Origin of the sequence: Achromobacter pulmonis (assembly GCF_002885955.2) — a bacterium.
Lineage (GTDB): Bacteria > Pseudomonadota > Gammaproteobacteria > Burkholderiales > Burkholderiaceae_B > Achromobacter > Achromobacter pulmonis_A.
The window spans coordinates 294,173-315,533 of sequence record NZ_POQS01000007.1 but is presented as its reverse complement, the minus strand read 5'-3'; the positions used below and the strand labels follow the sequence as shown (position 1 = coordinate 315,533).

Annotated in this window: 21 protein-coding genes; 12 read left to right on the top strand and 9 right to left on the bottom strand. The window is 67.2% G+C overall.

Going from position 1 to position 21,361, the window contains the following annotated elements:
• Window positions 1-183: 183 nt before the first annotated feature.
• Together C1I89_RS25705 and C1I89_RS25700 are read left to right on the top strand one after the other, a co-directional pair.
• Window positions 184-1,677, top strand: coding sequence for a DASS family sodium-coupled anion symporter (locus C1I89_RS25705; protein WP_102775211.1), 1,494 nt, complete (start codon window positions 184-186; stop codon window positions 1,675-1,677).
• A gap of 12 nt (window positions 1,678-1,689) precedes the next feature.
• Entirely contained in the window at window positions 1,690-2,751 is a 1,062-nt protein-coding gene (locus C1I89_RS25700; RefSeq protein ID WP_102775210.1) for an Ldh family oxidoreductase, read from the top strand.
• Between the two features lie 80 nt (window positions 2,752-2,831).
• Here C1I89_RS25700 and rodA read toward each other — a convergent pair whose 3' ends face one another.
• The 5 genes from rodA to C1I89_RS25675 all read right to left on the bottom strand — a co-directional run bounded on the left by rodA (window position 2,832) and on the right by C1I89_RS25675 (window position 8,483).
• The gene (gene rodA / locus C1I89_RS25695) at window positions 2,832-3,968 is read right to left on the bottom strand and encodes a rod shape-determining protein RodA (RefSeq protein ID WP_102775209.1); all 1,137 of its coding nucleotides are present in this window, start codon (window positions 3,966-3,968) and stop codon (window positions 2,832-2,834) included.
• The gene (gene mrdA, locus C1I89_RS25690; RefSeq protein WP_102775208.1) at window positions 3,965-5,905 is read right to left on the bottom strand and encodes a penicillin-binding protein 2; all 1,941 of its coding nucleotides are present in this window, start codon (window positions 5,903-5,905) and stop codon (window positions 3,965-3,967) included. Before mrdA ends, rodA begins: the two co-directional genes overlap by 4 nt.
• Before the next feature lie 15 nt (window positions 5,906-5,920).
• Entirely contained in the window at window positions 5,921-6,484 is a 564-nt protein-coding gene (mreD, locus tag C1I89_RS25685; protein ID WP_181391050.1) for a rod shape-determining protein MreD, read from the bottom strand.
• Complete coding sequence (gene mreC / locus C1I89_RS25680; protein WP_102775206.1) at window positions 6,471-7,355, bottom strand: rod shape-determining protein MreC; 885 nt, start codon at window positions 7,353-7,355, stop codon at window positions 6,471-6,473. The genes mreD and mreC overlap by 14 nt, the downstream gene beginning before the upstream one ends.
• 84 nt (window positions 7,356-7,439) lie before the next feature.
• On the bottom strand, window positions 7,440-8,483 hold the full coding sequence (locus C1I89_RS25675) for a rod shape-determining protein (protein WP_006216320.1): 1,044 nt from the start codon (window positions 8,481-8,483) through the stop codon (window positions 7,440-7,442).
• Between the two features lie 227 nt (window positions 8,484-8,710).
• Between C1I89_RS25675 and gatC the strand changes: the two genes are divergently transcribed.
• From gatC to C1I89_RS25650, 5 genes are all read left to right on the top strand, one after another.
• Window positions 8,711-9,019, top strand: coding sequence for an Asp-tRNA(Asn)/Glu-tRNA(Gln) amidotransferase subunit GatC (gatC, locus tag C1I89_RS25670; protein WP_102775205.1), 309 nt, complete (start codon window positions 8,711-8,713; stop codon window positions 9,017-9,019).
• A gap of 3 nt (window positions 9,020-9,022) precedes the next feature.
• Window positions 9,023-10,561, top strand: a complete 1,539-nt coding sequence (gene gatA / locus C1I89_RS25665) for an Asp-tRNA(Asn)/Glu-tRNA(Gln) amidotransferase subunit GatA (protein WP_102775204.1) — start codon at window positions 9,023-9,025, stop codon at window positions 10,559-10,561.
• Between the two features lies 1 nt (window position 10,562).
• Window positions 10,563-12,020 carry an Asp-tRNA(Asn)/Glu-tRNA(Gln) amidotransferase subunit GatB gene (gatB, locus tag C1I89_RS25660; RefSeq protein ID WP_102775203.1) on the top strand — a complete coding sequence of 486 codons (1,458 nt, stop codon included), beginning with the start codon at window positions 10,563-10,565 and terminating at the stop codon, window positions 12,018-12,020.
• 115 nt (window positions 12,021-12,135) lie between these two features.
• Window positions 12,136-12,384, top strand: a complete 249-nt coding sequence (locus C1I89_RS25655) for a hypothetical protein (protein ID WP_102775202.1) — start codon at window positions 12,136-12,138, stop codon at window positions 12,382-12,384.
• Window positions 12,381-12,914, top strand: coding sequence for a type II toxin-antitoxin system VapC family toxin (locus C1I89_RS25650; RefSeq protein WP_102775201.1), 534 nt, complete (start codon window positions 12,381-12,383; stop codon window positions 12,912-12,914). Before C1I89_RS25655 ends, C1I89_RS25650 begins: the two co-directional genes overlap by 4 nt.
• Here the strand turns inward: C1I89_RS25650 and pyrE are convergent.
• A complete protein-coding gene (gene pyrE, locus C1I89_RS25645; protein ID WP_102775200.1) occupies window positions 12,890-13,606 on the bottom strand; it encodes an orotate phosphoribosyltransferase in 717 nt (238 codons plus the stop codon). The genes C1I89_RS25650 and pyrE overlap by 25 nt on opposite strands.
• Window positions 13,607-13,703: 97 nt before the next feature.
• Between pyrE and C1I89_RS25640 the strand changes: the two genes are divergently transcribed.
• Window positions 13,704-14,492: an exodeoxyribonuclease III gene (locus C1I89_RS25640; protein WP_102775199.1), complete on the top strand. Its 789-nt coding sequence runs from the start codon at window positions 13,704-13,706 to the stop codon at window positions 14,490-14,492.
• On the opposite strand, the gene C1I89_RS25635 is transcribed toward C1I89_RS25640, so the two are convergent.
• Complete coding sequence (locus C1I89_RS25635; RefSeq protein WP_102775198.1) at window positions 14,474-15,385, bottom strand: LysR substrate-binding domain-containing protein; 912 nt, start codon at window positions 15,383-15,385, stop codon at window positions 14,474-14,476. The two genes, C1I89_RS25640 and C1I89_RS25635, sit on opposite strands and share 19 nt — an antisense overlap.
• A gap of 106 nt (window positions 15,386-15,491) precedes the next feature.
• Here C1I89_RS25635 and C1I89_RS25630 point away from each other — a divergent pair, with 106 nt between their 5' ends.
• On the top strand, window positions 15,492-16,103 hold the full coding sequence (locus C1I89_RS25630; protein WP_102775197.1) for a LysE family translocator: 612 nt from the start codon (window positions 15,492-15,494) through the stop codon (window positions 16,101-16,103).
• Window positions 16,104-16,533: 430 nt separating this feature from the next.
• Window positions 16,534-17,880, top strand: a complete 1,347-nt coding sequence (gdhA, locus tag C1I89_RS25625; protein WP_102775196.1) for an NADP-specific glutamate dehydrogenase — start codon at window positions 16,534-16,536, stop codon at window positions 17,878-17,880.
• Window positions 17,881-18,021: 141 nt separating this feature from the next.
• On the opposite strand, the gene C1I89_RS25620 is transcribed toward gdhA, so the two are convergent.
• Together C1I89_RS25620 and C1I89_RS25615 are read right to left on the bottom strand one after the other, a co-directional pair.
• Window positions 18,022-18,513, bottom strand: coding sequence for a copper chaperone PCu(A)C (locus tag C1I89_RS25620; protein ID WP_102775195.1), 492 nt, complete (start codon window positions 18,511-18,513; stop codon window positions 18,022-18,024).
• Window positions 18,514-18,544: 31 nt separating this feature from the next.
• On the bottom strand, window positions 18,545-19,444 hold the full coding sequence (locus C1I89_RS25615; protein WP_102775194.1) for a LysR family transcriptional regulator ArgP: 900 nt from the start codon (window positions 19,442-19,444) through the stop codon (window positions 18,545-18,547).
• A 149-nt stretch (window positions 19,445-19,593) separates the two neighbouring features.
• Here C1I89_RS25615 and C1I89_RS25610 point away from each other — a divergent pair, with 149 nt between their 5' ends.
• Both C1I89_RS25610 and C1I89_RS25605 read left to right on the top strand, forming a co-directional pair.
• On the top strand, window positions 19,594-20,226 hold the full coding sequence (locus C1I89_RS25610; RefSeq protein WP_102775193.1) for a LysE/ArgO family amino acid transporter: 633 nt from the start codon (window positions 19,594-19,596) through the stop codon (window positions 20,224-20,226).
• 84 nt (window positions 20,227-20,310) lie between these two features.
• Window positions 20,311-21,249: a LysR substrate-binding domain-containing protein gene (locus C1I89_RS25605; RefSeq protein WP_181391049.1), complete on the top strand. Its 939-nt coding sequence runs from the start codon at window positions 20,311-20,313 to the stop codon at window positions 21,247-21,249.
• The last annotated feature ends 112 nt before the right edge of the window (window positions 21,250-21,361 follow it).

The following is a 21,361-nucleotide window of genomic DNA, read 5'->3' as shown; positions in this document are numbered from 1 at the left end:
CCGATGAGCATAATGCGCGAGGCAAGTTTTCCACAAGCGTGATTCGTAGTTCGATTGATCTCCATCAATACGGGTTTTCCTTAATGCCGTCACGATCATTCTGTAGCATCGACATGCCGAATTGAACAGGGCCCGAGCTCGCGGGGCGGCATGTCGTCAGTTTGACCTCAACCGGAGATGGATATGACCGCGCAAGCCGCCGCGCCTGCCACACAGGCGCCAAAGAAAACCAAAATCCCCATCGGATTGATCGCCGGCATCATCGCGCTGATAGGCGTGCTGATGCTGCCTCTGCCGGCCGACCTGCCGGTCGCGGGCCACCGGATGCTCGCCATCCTCGCGTTCGCCGTCGTGGTCTGGATCACCGAAGCCGTTTCCTACGAAGCCAGCGCGATCATGATCACCACGCTGATGGCTTTCCTGCTGGGAACGGCTCCGACGATCAAGGACCCCCAGGTGATGTACGGCACCTCGGCCGCGATCAGCATGGCGCTCAACGGCTTTTCCAACTCGGCGCTCGCGCTGGTCACGGGCGCGCTGTTCATCGCCGCGGCGATGACCTTCACCGGGCTGGACCGCCGCATCGCGCTGGTGACCCTGTCCCGGGTCGGCACCAGCACGCGCCGCATCCTGATCGGCTGCATCGCCGTGACCATCGTGCTCAGCCTGGTCGTGCCCAGCGCCACCGCGCGCAGCGCGGCCGTGGTGCCCATCATGATGGGCGTGATCGCGGCCTTCGGCGTGGACAAGCGCTCCAACATCGCCGCCGGCATCATGATCATCGTGGCTCAGGCCACCAGCATCTGGAACGTCGGCATCCAGACCGCCGCCGCGCAGAACCTGCTGACCGTCGGCTTCATGGAAAAAATGCTGGGCCAGCGCGTGGCCTGGTCGGACTGGCTGATCGCCGGCGCCCCCTGGTCGCTGATCATGTCGGCCGTGCTCATCATCATCGTGCTCAAGCTGCTGCCGCCGGAAAGCGACAGCATCGCGGGAGGCAAGGAAGCCGTCGAGAAATCGCTGCTCGAACTCGGCCCCATGACCGGCGCGCAAAAACGCCTGATGGCCGTGTCCATCCTGCTGCTGCTGTTCTGGTCGACCGAAGGCAAGCTGCACCGCTTCGACACCACCTCCACCACCTACTTCGGCCTGGTGCTCCTCTTGCTGCCGCGCTTCGGCGTGATGACCTGGAAAGACGTGCAATCGCGCATCCCATGGGGCACCGTGATCGTGTTCGGCGTCGGCATCAGCCTGGGCACCGCCCTGCTGACCACCCAGGCCGGCCAATGGCTGGGCAACCAGGTCGTGGCCCACACCGGCCTGGACCACCTGGGACCGCTGGCCATCTTCGCCATCCTGTCGGCCTTCCTGATCATCATCCACCTGGGCTTCGCCAGCGCCACCGCGCTGACCTCGGCGATGCTGCCCATCCTGATCTCGGTGCTGGCCACGCTGCCGGGCGACTTCAGCCGCCTGGGCATGACCATGCTGCTGGGCTTCGTGGTGAGCTACGGCTTCATCCTGCCCATCAACGCGCCGCAGAACATGGTGTGCCTGGGCACGGAAACCTTCAACGCCAAGCAGTTCGCCAAGGTCGGCATCCTGGTCACCATCATCGGCTACGCGCTGATGATGCTGATGGGCGCGACCTACTGGCGCTGGCTGGGCTGGCTGTAAGGAGCGCGCATCATGAAAAAGCTCTCCATCGCCCAAGCCTATGAATACGGCCGCCGCGTGCTGATGGCGCAAGGCGTGCCCGAGGACATCGCCCGCGACGTGGCCGAACACCTGGTCGAATCCGACCGCGTGGGCTACGCCAGCCACGGCCTGTCCATCCTGACGAACTACCGCCGCGTGCTGTCCGAGGGCCTGGCCCGCCCCGACGGCCGCCCCGAACTGGTCAACGACCGCGGCGCCATGCTGGCCTACGACGGCCACAACGGCCTGGGCCAGTACGTCGGCAAGGTGGTCATCGAAAAAGCCATCGAGCGCACCCAGGAGCACGGCCAGTGCATCCTGACCCTGCGCCACAGCCACCACCTGGGCCGCATGGGCCACTTCGGCGAAATGGTGGCGGCCAAGGGCCTGATCCTGCTGGCCTTCACCAACGTGATCAACCGCGCCCCCACCGTGGCCCCCTTCGGCGGCGCGCAGGCCTGCCTGACCACCAACCCGCTGTGCTTCGCCGGCCCCCTGCCCGGAGGCCGCCCGCCCTTCATCGTGGACATGGCCACCAGCTCCATCGCCGTCAACAAGGCCCGCGTGCTGGCCGCCAAGGGCGAACCCGCCCCCGAAGGCGCGCTGATCGACGCCCAGGGCAACCCCACCACCGACCCCGGCGCGCTCTTCACCGACCCGCCCGGCGCCCTGCTGCCCTTCGGCGGCCACAAGGGCTACGCCCTGGGCCTGGTGGCCGAACTGCTGGCCGGCGTCCTGTCCGGCGGCGGCACGATCCAGCCGGAACACCCCCGCAACGGCGTGGCCACGAACAACATGTTCGCGCTCCTGCTGGACCCGCAGGTGGACTTCAACACCGACTGGCGCTCCCTGGAAGTCGGCGCCTTCATCGACTACCTGCACGCCTGCAAGCCCCAACCCGGCGTCGAATCGGTGCAATACCCCGGCGAATACGAAGCCCGCAACCGCGCCATCAACGCGGACACCGTGGAATTCGACACCCGCATCTGGGAAGGCCTGACCAAACTGGCCGTGGACCTGGGCGTCCCGGAAGCCCTGCCGCACGAAGGCTGAGCAACCGTCCACCGCCGGATGGGTGGCGCCTGCGCCACCCATCACCCCCCAGCGCATTCGCGCAAGCGCACAAAATGCGGCTAGGTCTTAGCCGACCGATGCCGACTGATACTCATCATGATGCCGAACGCAATCCCCATGGTGAACAAAGCCGTCCCCCCATAGCTCATGAACGGCAACGGCACTCCCACCACAGGCAGAATCCCCGTCACCATCCCCACGTTCACGAATACGTAGATGAACAGCATCATCGTCAACGCCCCCGCCAGCAGCCGCCCGAACTGAGACGACGCCCGCGCCGCGATCGTCAACCCGCGCGCCATCATCAAGCCGTACAGCACCAGCAGCGCAATCCCCCCGTACAACCCGAACTCCTCCGCGTACACCGCGAAAATGAAGTCCGTCGTCCGTTCCGGGATGAAATCCAGATGTGTCTGCGTGCCCTTCATGTAGCCCTTGCCGTACACCCCGCCCGAGCCCACCGCGATCATCGACTGGATCGTGTGGAACCCCTTGCCCAGCGGATCGGAACTGGGATTGAGCAGCGTGCAGACCCGGTGCTTCTGGTAGTCGTGCAGCACCACCCAGTCCACGTCCGGCTCGCACAGCTGGTCCTCGTAATAGACCAGCGTGCCGATGGCCAGGATGCCGGCCAGCATCACCGGCACCAGCAGCTTGAACGACAGGCCCGCGAAATAGATCACGAAAAAGCCCGCGCCGAACACCAGCAGCGCCGTGCCCAGGTCGGGCTGCAGCACGATCAGGCCGAACGGCGCGGCCAGCATCGCCGCCGCGGCCAGGAAGTCGCGGATACGCACCGCGCCCTCATGGCGCTGGAAATACCAGGCCAGCATCATCGGCACCGCGATCTTCATCATCTCCGACGGCTGGATGCGGGTCACGCCCAGGTTCAGCCAGCGGGTCGCCCCCTTGCTGGTCTCGCCGAAAAACTCCACTCCCAATAGCAGCACCACCCCCACCACATAAAACGGCAGGGCCAGCTTCATCAGCCACTTCGGCGGAATCAGGGCCATGGTCCACATCGCGAAAAACGCGATGACGAAATTGCGCGACTGCTCGGCGAAGCGCCAGTCGGTGCCGCCCACCGCCGAATGCATGACGGTCAGGCCCAGCGCCGCGAACATCAGCAGGATCGCCAGCAGCGGCCAGTCGAAGGCGGTGAACACCCGCAGCAGAATGAGACCCAGGCGTTTCATCGTTGGCGCACCACGTCGGAGGCTATGGCTTCGACCGAAGCCAGGGGATCGGCGGGCTGCGGCTGCGGCCGCGGCTGCGCGACCTGGTCCTGGCGCTCCTTGGCCAGCCAGTAATCGAACACTTTGCGCGCGACCGGCGCGGCCACGCTGGCGCCCCAGCCGGCGTTCTCCACGATCAGCGCCACCGCGATGCGGGGGTGCTCCAGCGGCGCGAAGCCCATGAACAGGGCGTGGTCGCGCAGGCGCTCGTCGATCGCGCTGGCGCGGTAATGGCCGCCGCGCAGGCTGAACACCTGCGCGGTGCCGGTCTTGCCTGCCGCCTGGTAAGGCGTGTTGGCGAAGGCGCGCCGCGCCGTGCCCACGCGCACCACGTCGGCCATCGCGTTCTTGATGACGTCGACGTTGGCCTGCTTCAGGGGAATCCGGTAGTCGGGCGTCGATTCGGTCGGCTTGGCCACGCCGCTGCGCGGATCGCGCACCGCGTGCACCAGGTGCGGACGGCGGTACAGGCCGTTGTTGGCCAGCGTGGAGGTGCCCTGCGCCAGCTGCAGCAGCGTGAAGGCGTTGTAGCCCTGGCCGACCGCCACCGAAATCGTCTCGCCCGCGTACCAGCGCTGGCGCTCCTTGTCCTTGTAGGCCGAGCGCTTCCAGTCGGTCGAGGGCAGCACGCCGCGCTTCTCGCCTTCCAGGTCGATGCCGGTGATCTGGCCGAAACCGAACTGCTTGGTGAAATCGTGCAGCGCGTTCACCCCGATCTCGGGGCCCAGCGAATAGAAGTAGGTGTCGGACGACACCACGATGGCGCGGTGCATGTCGGTCATGCCGTAGGCCGCGCCGCCGGCGTTGCGGAACTTCTGGCCGCCGAACTCGAAGTAGCCCGGATCGGAGATGCGGTCGGTGGCGCGGCGCTTGCCCAGCTCCAGCGCCGCCAGGCCGACGAAGGGCTTGTAGGTCGAGCCGATGGGATAGGTGCCGTACAGCGGCCGGTTGATCAGCGGGTGGTCCGGCGATTCGTTCAGCATGCGCCAGTTGTCCACGTCGATGCCGTCGACGAACAGATTGGGATCGAAGGACGGCTGCGACACGAAGGCCAGCACCTCGCCGGTGTCGGGATCGAGCGCGACCAGCGCGCCGCGCTGCCCTTCGAACGCCTGTTCGGCCACTTTCTGCAGGCCCAGGTCGATCGACAGCATGATGTCGGAGCCGGGCACCGGGTCGATGCGGCGCAGCGTGCGCATGGGACGCCCGCCGGCGGTCACCTCGACCTCTTCCAGCCCGGTCTTGCCGTGCAGCTGTTCTTCCCAGGTCTTCTCGATGCCCTTTTTGCCGATGACGTCGGTGCCGCGGTAATTGCCCATCTGGCCGGTGCGGTCCAGCTCTTCGATGTCGCCCTCGGCGATGCGGCCGATATAGCCCACCACGTGGGCCGCCGACACGCCTTGCGGATACTCGCGCACCCAGCGCGCGCGCAGTTCCACGCCCGGGAACTGGAAGGAATGCGCGGCGAACCAGGCGGCCTCGGTGTCGTTGAGATTGTTGCGCAGCTGCAGGCTGGCGTAGCGGCTGGACTCGGCGGCGCGGCGCCTGAAGCGCCGCTGGTCGGCCGGGCTGATGTACACGACCTCGGTCAGCCGCTCGAACAGCTCGTTCAGGTTGCCGGCCTGCGCCGGCACCACTTCCAGCGTATAGGTGCGGTAATTGCGCGCCAGCACTTCGCCGTTGCGGTCCAGGATTTCACCGCGGCGCGGCGGAATCGGCACGACCGCGATGCGGTTGCGGTCGGCGCGCTCGGACAGGCCCTCGTAGCGGTCCACCTGCAGATACCAGAAGCGCCCGACCAGCACCCCGAAACACGCCAGCGCGAACAGCCCGCCGACCCAGGCGCGCAGGCGAAACCGCTGCTTCTGCTGCTGACCGGTTTTCTTGAATTCGAACATGACGCGGCGCCGCCCTCAGGCGGAGGACGATTCGGCGTCGTCGGCGGCGCGCTGCGGCAGGTGCAGAACCCAGCCCGCCAGGGGCCACAGGGCCGCGGTCAGCAGCACGCTGACGCCCCAGTCCCAGCCCGGCCATTTGCCGGCCAGCCAGGCGTGGATGATCTGCGTCAGCAGGCGCGCCAGGAAGAACACCGGCAGCATGTGCATCGCCTGGCTCCACAGGTCGAAGCGCTGCAGCCGGCGGTGCAGCACCACCGCGCCGTAGGCCACCAGCGTGTAGGACAGCGCGTGCTCGCCCAGCAGGCCGGCGTCGTGCACGTCCATCAGCAGGCCGAAGAAGAAGGCGGTGAACAGGCCCACCCGGCGCGGCTCGTGCACGCACCAGAAGCCGATGATCAGCAGCAGCACGTCGGGCGCGCCCTGCCACAGCCGCCACGGCAGCAGCGACACCAGCCACACCAGCAGCACCGTGCCCCAGACGAACAGGCCGTGCGCCGGACCGGACAGGCGGTCGGGCTCCACGTTGCTGGGCGTGCCCAGGCGGCGGGGCCGGGCCGCGGATTGATTAGTCCGATCCACCGGAATCGACCTCCTGACGGTTGGATTCGGCGCGGGCCACGTCCACCTGCAGCACCAGGAAGTGGCGATAGCGTTCGGGATGGGCCAGCGGTTCGCCCACGGCGCGCGCGAAGCCCGAGGCCGTATCGCGCTCGACCGAGGTCACCTTGGCCACCGGCAGGCCGGCCGGAAACAGGCCGCCCACGCCGCTGGTGACTATGGTATCGCCTTCCTTGATGTCGGCATTGGCCGCCAGGTAGCGGACTTCGATCTTGCCCGGCGAGTTGCCGCCGAAGGCGATCAGCCGCAGGCCGTTGCGCAGCAGCTGCACGGGAATGGAGACCTGCTCGTCGGTGACCAGCGCGGCCTCGGCCGTCATCGGCGTGACGCGCACGATCTGGCCGACTACGCCGCCTTCGTCGATCACCGGCATGCCCGGCGCCAGGCCGGCCTTGCTGCCCTTGTTGAAGACCAGGCGCTGGGTGAAGGCGTTGGTGGGTTCGTACATGACCTCGACCACCACGGCGGCCTGCGCCACGGTATCGGTCACGCCCAGCAGGCGGCGCAGCTGCGCGTTCTCGGCGGCCAGCTGGGCCGCGTGCGTGGCCACCTGGGCCAGTTCGATGCGCTGGCGCTGCAGGGCTTCGTTTTCACTGCGGATGAGATTGGCCGCGTTGACCCATTCGTTGACCTGTTCGACCAGGTCGCGCGGCGCCATGACGGCGCGCTGGAAGGGATACAGCGCCACGGACACCGCCCGGCGCGCCGGTTCCAGCATGCGCCACTGCGAATCCATGACGATCAGGGCCAGGGCAAGCAAGACCAGGACGACCAGCCGCACCTCCGCAGGAGGGCCGCGCCTGAATAGGGGGGGAGTCCCTTGTCGTTGCATGAATTTCAGCCCGGACGCCCGCGCCCATCGCTGCGGCAGCGGCCGGAGCCGCGAACCTGCGGGGCTCCGGGCTGGCGCGCGGAATTAGTCGTTGATGAAAATGGCGCCCAGCTTTTCAAGATGTTCCAGCGCCTCGCCGCAACCGCGCACGACGCAGGTGAGCGGATCGTCGGCCACCACCACGGGCAGGCCGGTTTCTTCCTGCAGCAGGCGGTCCAGGTCGCGCAGCAGCGCGCCGCCGCCGGTCAGGGCGATGCCCTTGTCGGTGATGTCGGCGCCCAGTTCGGGAGGCGTCTGTTCCAGCGCGATCTTCACGGCCGAAACGATCTGGTTGAGCGGGTCGGTCAGCGATTCCAGGATCTCGTTGGACGAGACCGTGAAGCTGCGCGGCACGCCTTCGGCCAGGTTGCGGCCCTTGACCTCGATTTCGCGGACTTCGGAGCCGGGGAAGGCCGAGCCGATTTCCTTCTTGATGAGTTCGGCGGTGGGCTCGCCGATCAGCATGCCGTAGTTGCGGCGGATGTAGTTGACGATGGCCTCGTCGAACTTGTCGCCGCCGACGCGCACCGAACCCTTGTAGACCATGCCGCCCAGCGAGATGACCGCCACTTCGGTGGTGCCGCCGCCGATGTCGACCACCATCGAGCCGCTGGCGTCGGAGACGGCCAGGCCGGCGCCGATGGCCGCGGCCATGGGTTCCTCGATCAGGAACACGTGCGAGGCGCCCGCGCCCAGCGCCGATTCGCGGATGGCGCGGCGCTCGACCTGGGTCGAACCGCAGGGCACGCAGACGATGATCCGGGGGCTGGGAGCCAGCATGTTGCGGGGATGCACCATGCGGATGAACTGCTTGAGCATCTGCTCGGTGACCGTGAAGTCGGCGATCACGCCGTCTTTCATGGGCCGGATGGCTTCGATGTTGCCGGGAACGCGGCCGAGCATCTGCTTGGCTTCGTGGCCGACGGCCTGGATGATCTTCTTGCCGTGCGGGCCGCCTTCATGACGGATCGCGACCACGGACGGCTCGTCGAGCACGATGCCCTTGCCGCGGACGTAGATCAGCGTATTGGCGGTACCGAGGTCGATCGCCATATCGCTGGAAAAATAACTGCGCAGGAATCCGAACATGGGAGCTCAGCTAACTCTGGGGGGGAATTGGGTACATGCCGCGGGGCGTAGGGCCCGGATGGGGACGGGTCCGCCTGTCTTCGCGACGATTAAACCGTGAATCATAACTTATAATTTCCGCGGAAATAGCGCATAAATGCAGGCTATTCAAGCTTTGTAACGGGTTCGGCATATGCATACTGGCCCGTCCCGCCCTTCGGCCTTCGCTTATCGATTTTGCACTCCCCATGGCGCTCAATGACACAGATGTGGCCCGCATTGCCCGGCTGGCCAGAATCGAACTGACTCCCGACCAGCGCACCCTCGCGCAAGCCGAGCTCAACGGCATCCTCCACCTGATCGAACGGCTCCAGTCGGTCGACACCCAGGGCGTCGAGCCGCTGGCCCACCCCCTGTCCGCCCATGAGGACATCGTGCTGCGCCTGCGTGAAGACGCCGTGACCGAAACCAGCTCGGAAGCCCGCCGCCAGGAACTGCTGGCCAACGCGCCCGACGCCCAGGACGGCCTGTTCCTGGTCCCCAAGGTCCTGGACTGAGACATGACGAAACCCGCACTGCACACCCAATTCAAGGGCATCGCCGGCCTGCGCGAGGCCCTCGCGCAACGCCAGGTCAGCGCCGTCGAGCTGGCCCAAAGCGCCCTGGCGGCGGCCGAAGCGGCCAGCGGCCTGAATAGCTTTTTACATATTGACGCCGAATTGACGCTGGCACAGGCCCGCGCCGCCGACGCCGCGCTGGCCGCCGGCTCGGCCGGCCCGCTGGCCGGCATCCCCATCGCCCACAAGGACGCGTTCGTCACCCGCGGCTGGCGCACCACCGCCGGCAGCAAGATGCTCGAAGGCTATGTCAGCCCCTTCGACGCCACCGTCGTGGAACGCCTGGCCCAGGCCGGCGCCGTGTCGCTGGGCAAGCTGAACTGCGACGAATTCGCCATGGGCTCGGGCAACGAGAACTCCGCCTACGGCGCGGTCAGGAACCCCTGGGACCACGCCGCCGTGCCCGGCGGCTCCTCGGGCGGCTCGGCCGCCGCCGTGGCGGCCCGCCTGGTGGCCGCGGCCACCGGCACCGACACCGGCGGCTCGGTGCGCCAGCCCGCCGCCCTGTGCGGCGTCAGCGGCATCAAGCCCACCTACGGCACGGTCTCGCGCTACGGCATGGTGGCCTTCGGCTCCAGCCTGGACCAGGCCGGCCCCCTGGCCGAAAGCGCCCGCGACCTGCTCGAACTGCTGGACGTCATCAGCGGCTTCGACCCGCGCGACGCCACCAGCCTGCAGCAGTGCGACGGCGCGGCCAACGAGCCCGGCCGGGTGCGGCGCGATTTCGACGCCGCCCAGGCCCGCTTCGACGCCGCCGGCAGCCAGCCGCTCAAGGGCCTGCGCATCGGCGTGCCCGAGGAATACTTCGGCGCCGGCCTGGCGCCGGACGTGGCCGCCGCGGTCGAGGCCGCGCTGGCCCGCTACGAAGAACTCGGCGCCGTGCGCGTGCCGGTGTCGCTGCCGCGCACCGAGCTGGCCATCCCCGCCTACTACGTGATCGCGCCGGCCGAAGCCTCCAGCAACCTGGCCCGCTACGACGGCGTGCGCTACGGCCATCGCGCCGCCCAGTACGGCGACCTGAACGAAATGATCAGCCGCTCGCGCGCCGAAGGCTTCGGCGACGAGGTCAAGCGCCGCATCCTGATCGGCACCTACGTGCTGTCCCACGGCTACTACGACGCCTACTACCTGCAGGCCCAGCGCCTGCGCCGCATGATCGCGCAGGACTTCCAGCGCGCCTTCGCCGGCCAGTGCGACGTCATCATGGGCCCGGTCACGCCCACCGTGGCCAAGAACATCGGCGACAACCGCGACGATCCCACCGCCGACTGGCTGGCCGACGTCTACACGCTGGGCGTCAGCCTGGCCGGCCTGCCCGCCATGTCCGTGCCCTGCGGCTTCGGGGGGCAGGACCAGCGCCGTCCGGTCGGCCTGCAGATCATCGGCAACTACTTCGACGAAGGCCGCCTCCTGGCCATCGCCGACCGCTACCAACAAGTCACCGGCTGGCACAAAGAAACGCCCGCTCAGCAGGACGCCTAATATGAACTGGGAAATCGTCATCGGCCTGGAAACGCACACCCAGCTTTCCACCGACTCCAAGATTTTTTCGGGCAGCAGCACCCAATTCGGCGCCGCGCCCAATACCCACGCCAACGAAGTCGACCTGGCGCTGCCGGGCAGCCTGCCGGTCATGAACCGCGGCGCGGCCGAACGCGCCATCCGCTTCGGCCTGGCGGTGGGCGCCACCATCGCGCCGCGCTCGGTGTTCGCGCGCAAGAACTACTTCTACCCCGACCTGCCCAAGGGCTACCAGATCAGCCAGTACGAACTGCCCGTGGTCGTGGGCGGTTCGCTGTCCTTCTTCGTCGGCGAGGAAGAAAAAACCGTCAACCTGACCCGCGCGCACCTGGAAGAAGACGCCGGCAAATCGCTGCATGACGACTTCCGCCTGGCCGACGGCTCGCCCGGCAGCGGCATCGACCTGAACCGCGCCGGCACGCCGCTGCTGGAAATCGTGACGGAACCCGAAATGCGCTCGGCCGCCGAGGCCGTGGCCTATGCCCGCGCCCTGCACAGCCTGGTCGTGTGGCTGGGCATCTCCGACGGCAACATGCAGGAAGGCTCGTTCCGCTGCGACGCCAACGTGTCGGTGCGCCCGGTGGGCCAGAAGGAATTCGGCACCCGCACCGAGATCAAGAACGTCAACTCGTTCCGCTTCCTGGAACGCGCCATCACCTATGAAGCGCGCCGCCAGATCGAGCTGATCGAGGACGGCGGCACGGTCGTGCAGGAAACCCGCCTGTACGACGCCGACCGCGACGAGACGCGCAGCATGCGCAGCAAGGAAGACGCGCACGACTACCGCTACTTTCCCGACCCCGACCTGCCCCCGCTGGTGATCTCCAGCGCCTGGGTCGACGAAGTGCGCGCCGCCATGCCCGAACTGCCGGCCGCGCTGCGCGCCCGCTTCGAGTCCGACTACGGCCTGAGCGCCTACGACGCGGCCCAGCTCACCGCCAGCCGCGGCCTGGCCGCCTACTTCGAGGCGGTGGCGCAGGCCCTGCCGGCCGGCCAGGCCAAGCTGGCGGCCAACTGGATCATGGGCGAAGTGGCCGCGACGCTGAACAAGGAAGAAAAGGACATCGCCGACTCGCCCGTGCAGGCCCCGGCCCTGGCCGCCCTGATCGGCCGCATCATCGACGGCACCATCTCCAACAAGATGGCCCGCGAGGTGTTCGGCGCCATGTGGGCCGGCGAAAACGGCGGCCAGCCCGACGCCATCATCGAGGCCCGCGGCCTGAAGCAGATCAGCGACACCGGCGCCATCGGCGCCATGATCGACGAGGTGCTGGCGGCCAACCCCGCCATCGTGGAAGAGTACCGGGCCGGCAAGCAGAAGGCCTTCAACTCGCTGGTCGGCCAGATCATGAAAGCCGCGCGCGGCAAGGCCAACCCGCAGCAGGTCAACGAACTGCTCAAGCAGAAGCTGGACAGCTGATGGATCACGGGCCGCGCAAGCGCCCGTACCAGACGAAACGAAGGGCCGCAGCATCTTGCTGCGGCCTTTTGTTTGGCGAAGAATTTCCGGATCGCCCCAGACCGGAGACGCCTTCATGGCCATTCCTTACGTCGCCATCCCGCAGGAAGAGCTAGCCAGTTGCCTGGACGACATGATTCAGGCTGCGCGAGACGGCGCGCGCGTCGTCATCACCCGCAACGGCCAGGCTCATGCGCAGATCTGCCAAGTCAATCCGCTGCTGACCGAAGAGGCGCACAACGCGATTGAAGAACTCAAGCGTTTCCCCAAGATCGAGATGGACGAAGCGACCTGGTGGCATATCATCAAAGGGGCGCCCGAATGAAACTCGTGCTCGACGCCTCAGTGGCCCTGAGCTGGCTGCAACTGCCAACCCAGCCTTTCAGTTCGGAAGCCATGACCATCCTGAGCCTCCTGCACAAAAATCCCGCGTACGTGCCGATGATATGGCCGCTGGAAGTCGCTCACGGGGCGTTGCGCGTGGAACGATCCAAGGCGGTGACGGAAAGCGCACTGGCCAGGTTCTCGGACTTGGTGCAAAGCGCGCCGGTCATCATCGAGTCGCGCCCCACGCAAGCCTGGCTCGCCAGCAGCGTGTCGATCGCAAGAGAACACCGGATCACGGTTTATGACGCCACTTATCTGGAACTCGCCATGTTCCACGGCGCGCCACTTGCCACCTTTGACAAGCGGCTGGCGCAGGCTGCCGGCACCTGCGGCGTATCCCTCGAGACGACGCTAGCCGACAAGCTCGAGGAGCCCACTGCTCACTATGGCATCCCGCCGGCAACCGATTACGTCGAAATCGGTTGCAGCGCCCTGCGCACCGGCTACACCCCGTACTTCGTCCGGTAGGCCAGCACCGCGTCGCGGTGTTCGGAAAACGATGCGTCGTCCTGCAGCAGCGCCAGGATGTCGGCCAGCGAGGCGATGGCCACCACCGGGATGCCGTAGGTCTTGGACACGTCCTGCACGGCCGAGTGCGCCGACAGGGCGTCGTCCGGGCCGGCGCGTTCCATGCGGTCCATGGCGATCAGCACGGCCGCCGGCTCGGCGCCCGCGGCGCGGATGATTTCCACCGACTCGCGCACCGAAGTGCCCGCGGTGATCACGTCGTCGATGATGACGACCTTGCCCGCAAGCGGCGCGCCCACCAGGGTGCCGCCTTCGCCGTGGTCCTTGGCTTCCTTGCGGTTGTAGGCGAAGGGCACGCCGCTCTTGCCCTGCATGTCGGGGTGGCCGGCCAGCGCGACGGCGGTGGCGGTGGCCAGCGGAATGCCCTTGTAGGCCGGGCCGAACAGCATGTCGAAGGCCACGCCCGAATCCAGCAGCGCCTGCGCGTAGAACTGCGCCAGCTTGCCGACCGAACCGCCGTTGTTGAACAACCCCGCGTTAAAGAAATACGGACTGATACGACCCGACTTGACCTTGAAGCTGCCAAAGCGCAGCACGCCCTCGTTCAAGGCGAAGCGGACGAAGTCGAGAGCGGTGGCGGAGGATTGGGCGGCGGTCATGCGAGGGATCCGGTAGATGGCAAACCCCGGCATTTTATCCGTTGTCGGGGCTTTTCCCTGGCCTGAGCGCCGAGTCGGTTAAATTCCTGGCATCGCCCGGGCCTCGCGCCCCGCCTATAGGAGTTTCGCTTTGTTGCGCATTACCTCGATCAACCTCAACGGAATCCGGTCCGCCTTTCGCAAGGGCCTGCAACCCTGGATGGAAAAGCACGCCGCGGACGTGCTGTGCCTGCAGGAGATCAAGATTTCCCACGACGACCTGACCGAAGACCTGCGCCACCCGCCCGGCTATACCGGCCACTTCCACCATGCCGTGAAGAAAGGCTATAGCGGCGTCGGCATCTATCTGCGCAATGCCGCCGAACGCGTGCACACCGGCCTGGGATGCGAGGAATTCGACCCCGAGGGCCGCATCATCCGCGCCGACTGGAAGAACCTGTCCGTCATCAGCGCCTACCTGCCGTCCGGCTCCAGCGGCGACGAGCGGCAACAGGCCAAGTACCGGTTCCTGGACCGGTTCGGCCCCTGGATCGACGCCCTGATGCACGAGCACCGGACCACTGGCCGCGAGTTCATCATCTGCGGCGACTGGAACATCGCCCACAAGGAAATCGACCTGAAGAACTGGAAGGGCAACATGAAGAATTCGGGCTTCCTGCCCGAAGAGCGGGCCTGGCTGACCGACGTGTTCGACAAGCGCGGCTTCGTGGACGTGTTCCGCACCATCGACGACCGGCCCGACCAGTACACCTGGTGGAGCAACCGCGGCCAGGCCTGGGCCAAGAACGTCGGGTGGCGCATCGACTACCAGATCGCCACGCCGGGCATCGCCGCCCGCGCCCGCAGCGTCGCCATCTACAAGGACGAACGCTTCTCGGACCACGCGCCGCTGACGATCGACTACGACGCCACGCTCTGATGGCCGGCCCCGGCGCCGGATTGCCGCAGCGACTCGGCGGCCTCCCGGCGCAGCCATTGCAGGAAGACCCGCGCCCGCGGATCCTCGGCATACGGCCGGGGCGACAGCAGGAAATAGGCGGAGCCGTCGCGCACGAAGCCGCGCGGCGCCTCCAGGCGGCGGTCGCGCACGGCGTCGCAGGCCATCAGGGCTGACCCGATGGCCACGCCCAGCCCCGCGGCGGCGGCCTGCAGGCTCAGGTAGAAATGCTCATAGGCGGGCCCGGCGCGCCTGGGCGGCCTGCCGCCCGCGGCCTGGGACCACTGCCGCCAGGCTTGCGGCCGCGTCGCGCTGCCCAGCGCCGGCGCGCCGTCCCAGCCCTCGCCGGCGGGACCCAGCAGGCCCGGCCGGCATACCGGCCCGGTCCATTCCTCGCACACCCGCTCGGCATGCAGCGCGGCGTCCCATTCGAAATCATTGCGCCGCAGCGCCACGTCCACGCCCTGGGCCGCGAAATCCAGCGGACCGCCGGCCGCATACAGGTGCACCTGCACGGCCGGATGCAGGCGCTGGAAATCCGGCAGGCGCGGAATCAGCCACATCATGGCGATCGTGGGCTCGCAGGACAGCACCAGGGGCGCGTCCGGCGCCGGCTGGCGCAGCCTGGCCAGGCCCGTGGCGAGCTGCTCGAAAAGCGCGCGGGTCAGCTCGTGCAGCTGCCCGCCTCGATCAGTCAGGAAAACACCCCGGTTGCGCCGCTCGAACAAGCGCATTCCCAGGCTGTCCTCCAGCAGCCGGATCTGCCGGCTGACCGCGCCGTGGGTCACGTTCAGCTCTTCTGCGGCCTTGCCGAAGGCCTGGTGGCGGGCGGCGGCGTCGAAGACGCGCAGCGCGTTGAGCGGCGGGAGTTTCATGGCTATCGGTGAGTTTTTCTGACGTATATCCGGCATTAAAAATCGTTTTTCGGGCGTGCGCCAGCGCCGGACAATACCGGCTCCCTCTTGCTTGCGCTTCCCTTCCATGACCGAACTGATAGCCGTCGCCCTGATCACCGTTCTTGCCGTCATCAGCCCCGGGCCGGACTTCGCGATGGTGACCCGCTACAGCTATCTGTATGGCCGGCGCACCGGCCTGACCTGCGCCGCCGGCATTGCGTTGGCCGTGCAGGTGCACGTGTTCTACACCATGTTCGGCGTCAGCCTGCTGGCCCATTACGCCCGGCCCGTGCTGCAGGGCATCAAGCTGGCCGGCGCCTGTTATCTGATCTACATGGGCTGGAAGACGTTTTTCAACCGCACGCCGGTCGACCGCGACCTGTCGGCGCGCCCGGTCATCTCGGCCTGGCGGGCGCTTTACGACGGCTTTCTGACCAACGCCCTCAATCCCAAGACCACGCTGTTCGTGGTCAGCACCTACACCCAGCTGGTTTCGCCGGGCACGCCGCTGACCCGGCAATTCGGCTACGGGCTGTTCATGTCGTTCGCGCACTGGGCGTGGTTCAGCGTCGTGGCATGGTCGGTTTCCTCGCCCGTGCTGCGCCGCGCGCTGCTGGACCATCAGCGCACCGCGGACCGGGTGGTGGGGGCCGTGCTGATGGCCCTGGGCGGCGCGCTGGCGGTCGCGCAGGTCTGAACTGTTGCCTGCGTGTGACTTTTCTCAAATTAATAATGGGGACGCATTAAATCGGACTGTCCGCCTGATGAGGCTTCCAGGCATGGCTAATGGTCCGATTTACGTGCGGCCCGGCCTGCCCGGCGCCGATTTCTCCCTGTGCAATTATTTGGGGACATATTGTTTTCCCCAGGAAATTCAACGGAATTCCACCGGACCAGGGAATTTTCCAGACGTGAGCCGCCCATTTCGACATTATGCGACCCCAATTACCGGGTCGCAAAAAATCGCTTTGATATCAATGTGATGCAGCATTTCACGGCTTTGCGCAGGGCAATAATTTAGCCCTACAATTCCGCACCATACGGGTGCGAACTTGCACCAAACCCGTGTCTATCGCGCCCCAATCCGGGGCCACCCCGCACCTATTCGAAGCACCCCCGAGGAGAACATGTTGAAAGTGCAGAGTCTGGACGACTTCCTGCGTGGCGTTGCCGCGCGCGACCCGCAACAACCTGAATTCATGCAAGCCGTCCAGGAGGTGATGCTGAGTCTGTGGCCTTTCATCGAGAAGCACCCGCACTACGCCGAGCACGCCCTGCTCGAGCGCCTGGTGGAGCCGGAACGCGTGATCCAGTTCCGCGTGTGCTGGACCGATGACCGCGGCCAGGCCCGGGTCAACCGCGCTTTCCGCATTCAGCACAACTCGGCCATCGGCCCGTTCAAGGGCGGCATGCGCTTCCACCCCTCGGTGAACCTGTCGATCCTGAAGTTCCTGGCTTTCGAACAGACCCTGAAGAACTCGCTGACCACGCTGCCCATGGGCGGCGGCAAGGGCGGTTCGGACTTCGACCCCAAGGGCAAGTCCGACGCCGAAGTCATGCGTTTCTGCCAGGCCCTGATGATCGAGCTGTACCGCCACCTGGGTCCGGACACCGACGTGCCGGCCGGCGACATCGGCGTGGGCGCGCGCGAAGTCGGCTTCATGGCCGGCATGATGAAAAAGCTGTCGAACTCGACCGCCAGCGTGTTCACCGGCAAGGGCCTGACCTTCGGCGGCAGCCTGATCCGCCCCGAAGCCACCGGCTACGGCACGGTCTATTTCGCCGAAGAAATGCTCAAGCGCGTCGGCCGTTCGTTCGACGGCCTGCGCGTCTCGGTGTCGGGCTCGGGCAACGTCGCCCAGTACGCCATCGAGAAGGCCATGGCGCTGGGCGCCAAGGTGGTCACCGTCTCCGACTCCAACGGCACCGTGGTCGACGAAGCCGGCTTCACCCATGAAAAGCTGGTCGCGCTGATGCACATCAAGAACGACCTGCGCGGCCGCCTGGACACCTACGCGCGCGAATTCGGCCTGCAATACGAAGCCGGCAAGCGTCCGTGGCACGTGCCGGTCGACGTGGCCCTGCCCTGCGCCACCCAGAACGAGCTGGAGCTGGACGACGCCAAGACGCTGATCAAGAACGGCGTGCTGTGCGTGGCCGAAGGCGCCAACATGCCGGCCACCCTGGAGGCCGCCAAGGCCTTCGTCGCGGCCCGCGTGCTGTACGCCCCGGGCAAGGCCAGCAACGCCGGCGGCGTGGCGGTATCGGGCCTGGAAATGGCCCAGAACTCGGCCCGCCTGTCCTGGACGCGCGAGGAAGTCGACACCCGCCTGCACGCCATCATGCGCGACATCCATGAAAACTGCGTGCGCCACGGCCACACCGAGCGCGAGTACGTCAACTACCTGGACGGCGCGAACATCGCCGGTTTCGTGAAGGTGGCTGACGCTATGCGGCAGCAAGGCTTGTATTAGGCCCCCCCCGAAGCGCCTTTGGCGCTTCCCCCCCAGGGGGGCGCCGCTACGGACCGGCGGAGCCGGATCCGTGCGGCCCCGCGCTCTTGGGGAGGGTTTGCCCCGTGGGGCGAAGGCGCGCGGCGCGCGCCTTAGTGCTCCTTAATGCTTCATCGTGCCGTGGTTCATGTTCATGCCGGGGTTGTGGGTGGCGGGTTTGACTTTGAATTGGACCGCGACTTCACCGGCCTTTTCGAACTTGAGGGTGGCGGGCACGGTTGCGCCTTCGGCGAACGGCGCTTTCAGCTTGATGAACATGACGTGGTAGCCGCCCGGGCTGAGTTTGACCTCGGTGTCGGCGGGCAAGGCGATGCCGCCTTCGACCTGGCGCATCTTGGACACGCCGTTTTCGGTTTGCACCGTGTGCAGCTCGACGCGTTCGGCGGCGTCGGACGTGATCGACAGCAGGCGGTCCTCGGTCTTGGCGTCGTTGTCGATGTCCATATAGCCCGCGCCGTTGGACTGGCCCGGCGCCGAGGCGCGCACCCACAGGTCGTCGATCTCGATCTGGCCGACCTTGTAGTCCTTCGCCCAGGCCGTGCCGGCCGTGCACAGGCCCAGGGCGGCGATCACAGCGAACTTGCGGATGTTCATGACTAGTACTCCTAAGGGTTAACGCCGCGGGTCAACGCCTCCTGACCAGGCTGCGGGCGGCTGACAGAACCGAATCGGTCAGGGCTTCCATGGCTTCGGAGTTTACCCGCCAATGCTGCCAATACAGCGGCACATCCTCCCAGGCGCGCCCGCGCAGCAGCATCAGCTGACCTGCGTCAAGGTGCTCCTGCACCAGCGGCAGCGGATTCATGGTCCAGCCCAGCCCGCCCAGCGTGGCCTGCACGAAGGCGCGCGTCGACGGCACCCACCAGACCGGCGGCTGCCACGGCGCCGGATCCGCGATCTTGTGGGCGAAGCGGGCCTGCAGGGCGTCCTTGCGGTTGAACACCAGCACCGGCGCCTGCGCCAGCGTCTGCGCGTTGACCCCTTGCGAGAAATAGCGCTTGTGGAATGCCGGCGTGCAGGTCGCGACGTAGCGCATGCTGCCCAGCGCATGAATGCGGCAGCCCTGCACCGGCTCGGCCAGCGCGGTCACCGCGCCCAGCACCGAGCCGTTGCGCAGCAAGGCGGCGGTGTGGTCCTGGTCTTCGGACTGCATGTCCAGCGTGGCGCGGGTACGCGCCGAGAACTGCACCGCCGCGTCGACGAACCAGGTTTCCAGGCTGTCGTGGTTCACCGCCACGGGGATGCTGGCATAGGGCACGTCGTCGTCGGCCACGCCCAGCCGGCTGAGCGCGTCGTGCTCCAGGAGCGCAGTCTGCTCGGCCAGCCGCACCAGCACCTGGCCGTCGGCGGTGGCCGCCGCCGGCACCGTGCGCTGCACCAGCAGGCGGCCCATGCGATCCTCCAGCGCCTTGATCCGCTGCGACACCGCCGACGGGGTGACGTTCAGCGACAGCGCGGCGCGCTCGAAGCTGCCTTCGCGCACCACCGCCGCCAGGGCCCTGAGGTTGCCGTGATCGAGTTTCATATCATTAGCTTTGCTTAAGATAGTGAAGGAAAATTAGCTTTATTTCATCTATCCGGCAAGGGAAAATGACGCATTGCCGGCACGCCCCGCCGCTGCCGGCGCCAAATCAAGCGCCGCCACAGGCGTAGCAGTCATAAGGTGTTTGCGTCATGTTCGCCACGTTGTCTTCCCCCCTCTTCTTCACTGCCTGGGCCAGCGGAACGGCCACCGGGCTGGGCCTGTTCGCCGTCGTGGGCGCGCAAAGCGCGTTCATCCTGCGCCAGGGGCTGATGCGGGCGCACCTGCTGAGCGTGGTCGCGATCTGCGCGCTGATCGACGCCGTCTTCATCTTCGCCAGCGTCTCCGGGCTGCAGGCCCTGACCACCTGGTTTCCGTGGCTGACGACCGCCGTGCTGTGGTTCGGCGTCGCCTTCCTGTCCTGGTACGCCCTGCAATCGGCGCGCCGCGCCTGGACCGCCAACGGCGGGCTGGCCGCCGCCCGCGACGTGGTGCCGTCGCGCCGCGCCGCCATGCTGGGCGCGCTGGGCTTTTCGCTGCTCAATCCGCACTTCTGGCTGGACATGGTGGTGGTCGGTTCGCTGGCGCACGGCTTCGAGGACGCCCGCATGGCGTTCGCCGCCGGCGCGCTCACCGCCAGCCTGCTGTGGCTGGCCGTGCTCAGCATCGGCTCGCGCCTGTTCGCCCCGTTCTTCGCCAGCGCCTCGGCCTGGCGCGTGCTGGACGGCATCATCGCGGTGGTGATGGCGGCGCTGGCGGTGAGCCTGGCCCTCAAGGGCGTATGACGCGCAGCCCGGCAAGGGCGCCGTCCTTATAATCGGCCCCTTGCCAATCTTGCGTCGGGCGCAGCGCCGGCCCGCCAGACGATCATGCGCGGACCCTCCTCCAAAGACGTGCGCCTGCCGCCGCTGGCCGCCATCCAGGCGTTCGAAGCGGCCGCGCGGCTCGGCTCCTTCGAGCGCGCCAGCGAAGAACTCTTCGTCACGGCCAGCGCCATCGGCAAGCGCATCGCCATGCTCGAAGCGCTGCTGGACGTCTCGCTCTTCATACGCAGCCGCCGCGGGGCGACGCTGAGTTCGGCCGGACAGGAATACCTGGAACAGGTCCGCACCGCGCTGGACCTGTTGTCGGACGCCTCGCTGCACAAGCGCGGCGAGCCCAAGCCCGAAACGCTGCGCGTGGTGTCCACGCCGACCTTCGCGCGCCAGGTCCTGATCCCCAGCCTGGCCGAGTTCACCGCCGCGCATCCCGACGTGGAACTGGAGATCATGCTCTCCATCCCCTACCTGGAAATCATGCCGCCGAACGCGGATGTCTGGGTCCGCTTCGGCAGCAGCAAGTATCCGGGGCTGCACACGCGCCAACTCACCGCCGACCCGGTGTTCGCGGTCTGCACGCCCGGCTATCTCGACGCCCACGGTCCCTTCAGACAGCCCGCGGACCTGGCGCGGGCGCAGCTGCTGCGCAGTCCGATGGAGCCCTGGCGCCCCTGGCTGGACGCGGCCGGGCTGGACTGGCCCGAGCCGTCGCGCGGCGTGTGGCTGGTGGATCTGGGCATGACGCTGGAAGCCGCGCGCGCCGGCCAGGGCATCGCGCTTACGCGCCGCACCCTGGCCGCGCAGTGGCTGGACGAAGGCAGGCTGGTGCGCGTCTTCGACATCGAGATCCCCGGCGAATCCCAGTACTACCTCTGCACCGAAGCCTCGCGTCCGCTGACCCGCGCGCGCCAGGCGTTCTCCGACTGGCTGCACGACGTATGCCAGCGGGTATCGCAATGGCCGCGCGGCGCGCGGACCAGTCAGGAATAAATTTCCAGCAAGAGGCGGAACGATATTCCGCCTAAGGCGCCGCCGCCCTGGCCAGGCGCGCGCGGCGCCGTTTCCGGCGTCCTCGTCCACGCGTAGGTATTTACGCGCACAA

Bases quoted from the DNA above. Each gene is read 5' to 3' on its own strand.
- C1I89_RS25705 (WP_102775211.1), top strand. From the start codon at position 184: ATGACCGCGCAAGCCGCCGCGCCTGCCACACAGGCGCCAAAGAAAACC.
- C1I89_RS25700 (WP_102775210.1), top strand. From the start codon at position 1,690: ATGAAAAAGCTCTCCATCGCCCAAGCCTATGAATACGGCCGCCGCGTG.
- rodA (WP_102775209.1), bottom strand. From the start codon at position 3,968: ATGAAACGCCTGGGTCTCATTCTGCTGCGGGTGTTCACCGCCTTCGAC.
- mrdA (WP_102775208.1), bottom strand. From the start codon at position 5,905: ATGTTCGAATTCAAGAAAACCGGTCAGCAGCAGAAGCAGCGGTTTCGC.
- mreC (WP_102775206.1), bottom strand. From the start codon at position 7,355: ATGCAACGACAAGGGACTCCCCCCCTATTCAGGCGCGGCCCTCCTGCG.
- C1I89_RS25675 (WP_006216320.1), bottom strand. From the start codon at position 8,483: ATGTTCGGATTCCTGCGCAGTTATTTTTCCAGCGATATGGCGATCGAC.
- gatC (WP_102775205.1), top strand. From the start codon at position 8,711: ATGGCGCTCAATGACACAGATGTGGCCCGCATTGCCCGGCTGGCCAGA.
- gatA (WP_102775204.1), top strand. From the start codon at position 9,023: ATGACGAAACCCGCACTGCACACCCAATTCAAGGGCATCGCCGGCCTG.
- gatB (WP_102775203.1), top strand. From the start codon at position 10,563: ATGAACTGGGAAATCGTCATCGGCCTGGAAACGCACACCCAGCTTTCC.
- C1I89_RS25655 (WP_102775202.1), top strand. From the start codon at position 12,136: ATGGCCATTCCTTACGTCGCCATCCCGCAGGAAGAGCTAGCCAGTTGC.
- C1I89_RS25650 (WP_102775201.1), top strand. From the start codon at position 12,381: ATGAAACTCGTGCTCGACGCCTCAGTGGCCCTGAGCTGGCTGCAACTG.
- pyrE (WP_102775200.1), bottom strand. From the start codon at position 13,606: ATGCCGGGGTTTGCCATCTACCGGATCCCTCGCATGACCGCCGCCCAA.
- C1I89_RS25635 (WP_102775198.1), bottom strand. From the start codon at position 15,385: ATGAAACTCCCGCCGCTCAACGCGCTGCGCGTCTTCGACGCCGCCGCC.
- C1I89_RS25630 (WP_102775197.1), top strand. From the start codon at position 15,492: ATGACCGAACTGATAGCCGTCGCCCTGATCACCGTTCTTGCCGTCATC.
- gdhA (WP_102775196.1), top strand. From the start codon at position 16,534: ATGTTGAAAGTGCAGAGTCTGGACGACTTCCTGCGTGGCGTTGCCGCG.
- C1I89_RS25620 (WP_102775195.1), bottom strand. From the start codon at position 18,513: ATGAACATCCGCAAGTTCGCTGTGATCGCCGCCCTGGGCCTGTGCACG.
- C1I89_RS25615 (WP_102775194.1), bottom strand. From the start codon at position 19,444: ATGAAACTCGATCACGGCAACCTCAGGGCCCTGGCGGCGGTGGTGCGC.
- C1I89_RS25610 (WP_102775193.1), top strand. From the start codon at position 19,594: ATGTTCGCCACGTTGTCTTCCCCCCTCTTCTTCACTGCCTGGGCCAGC.
- C1I89_RS25605 (WP_181391049.1), top strand. From the start codon at position 20,311: ATGCGCGGACCCTCCTCCAAAGACGTGCGCCTGCCGCCGCTGGCCGCC.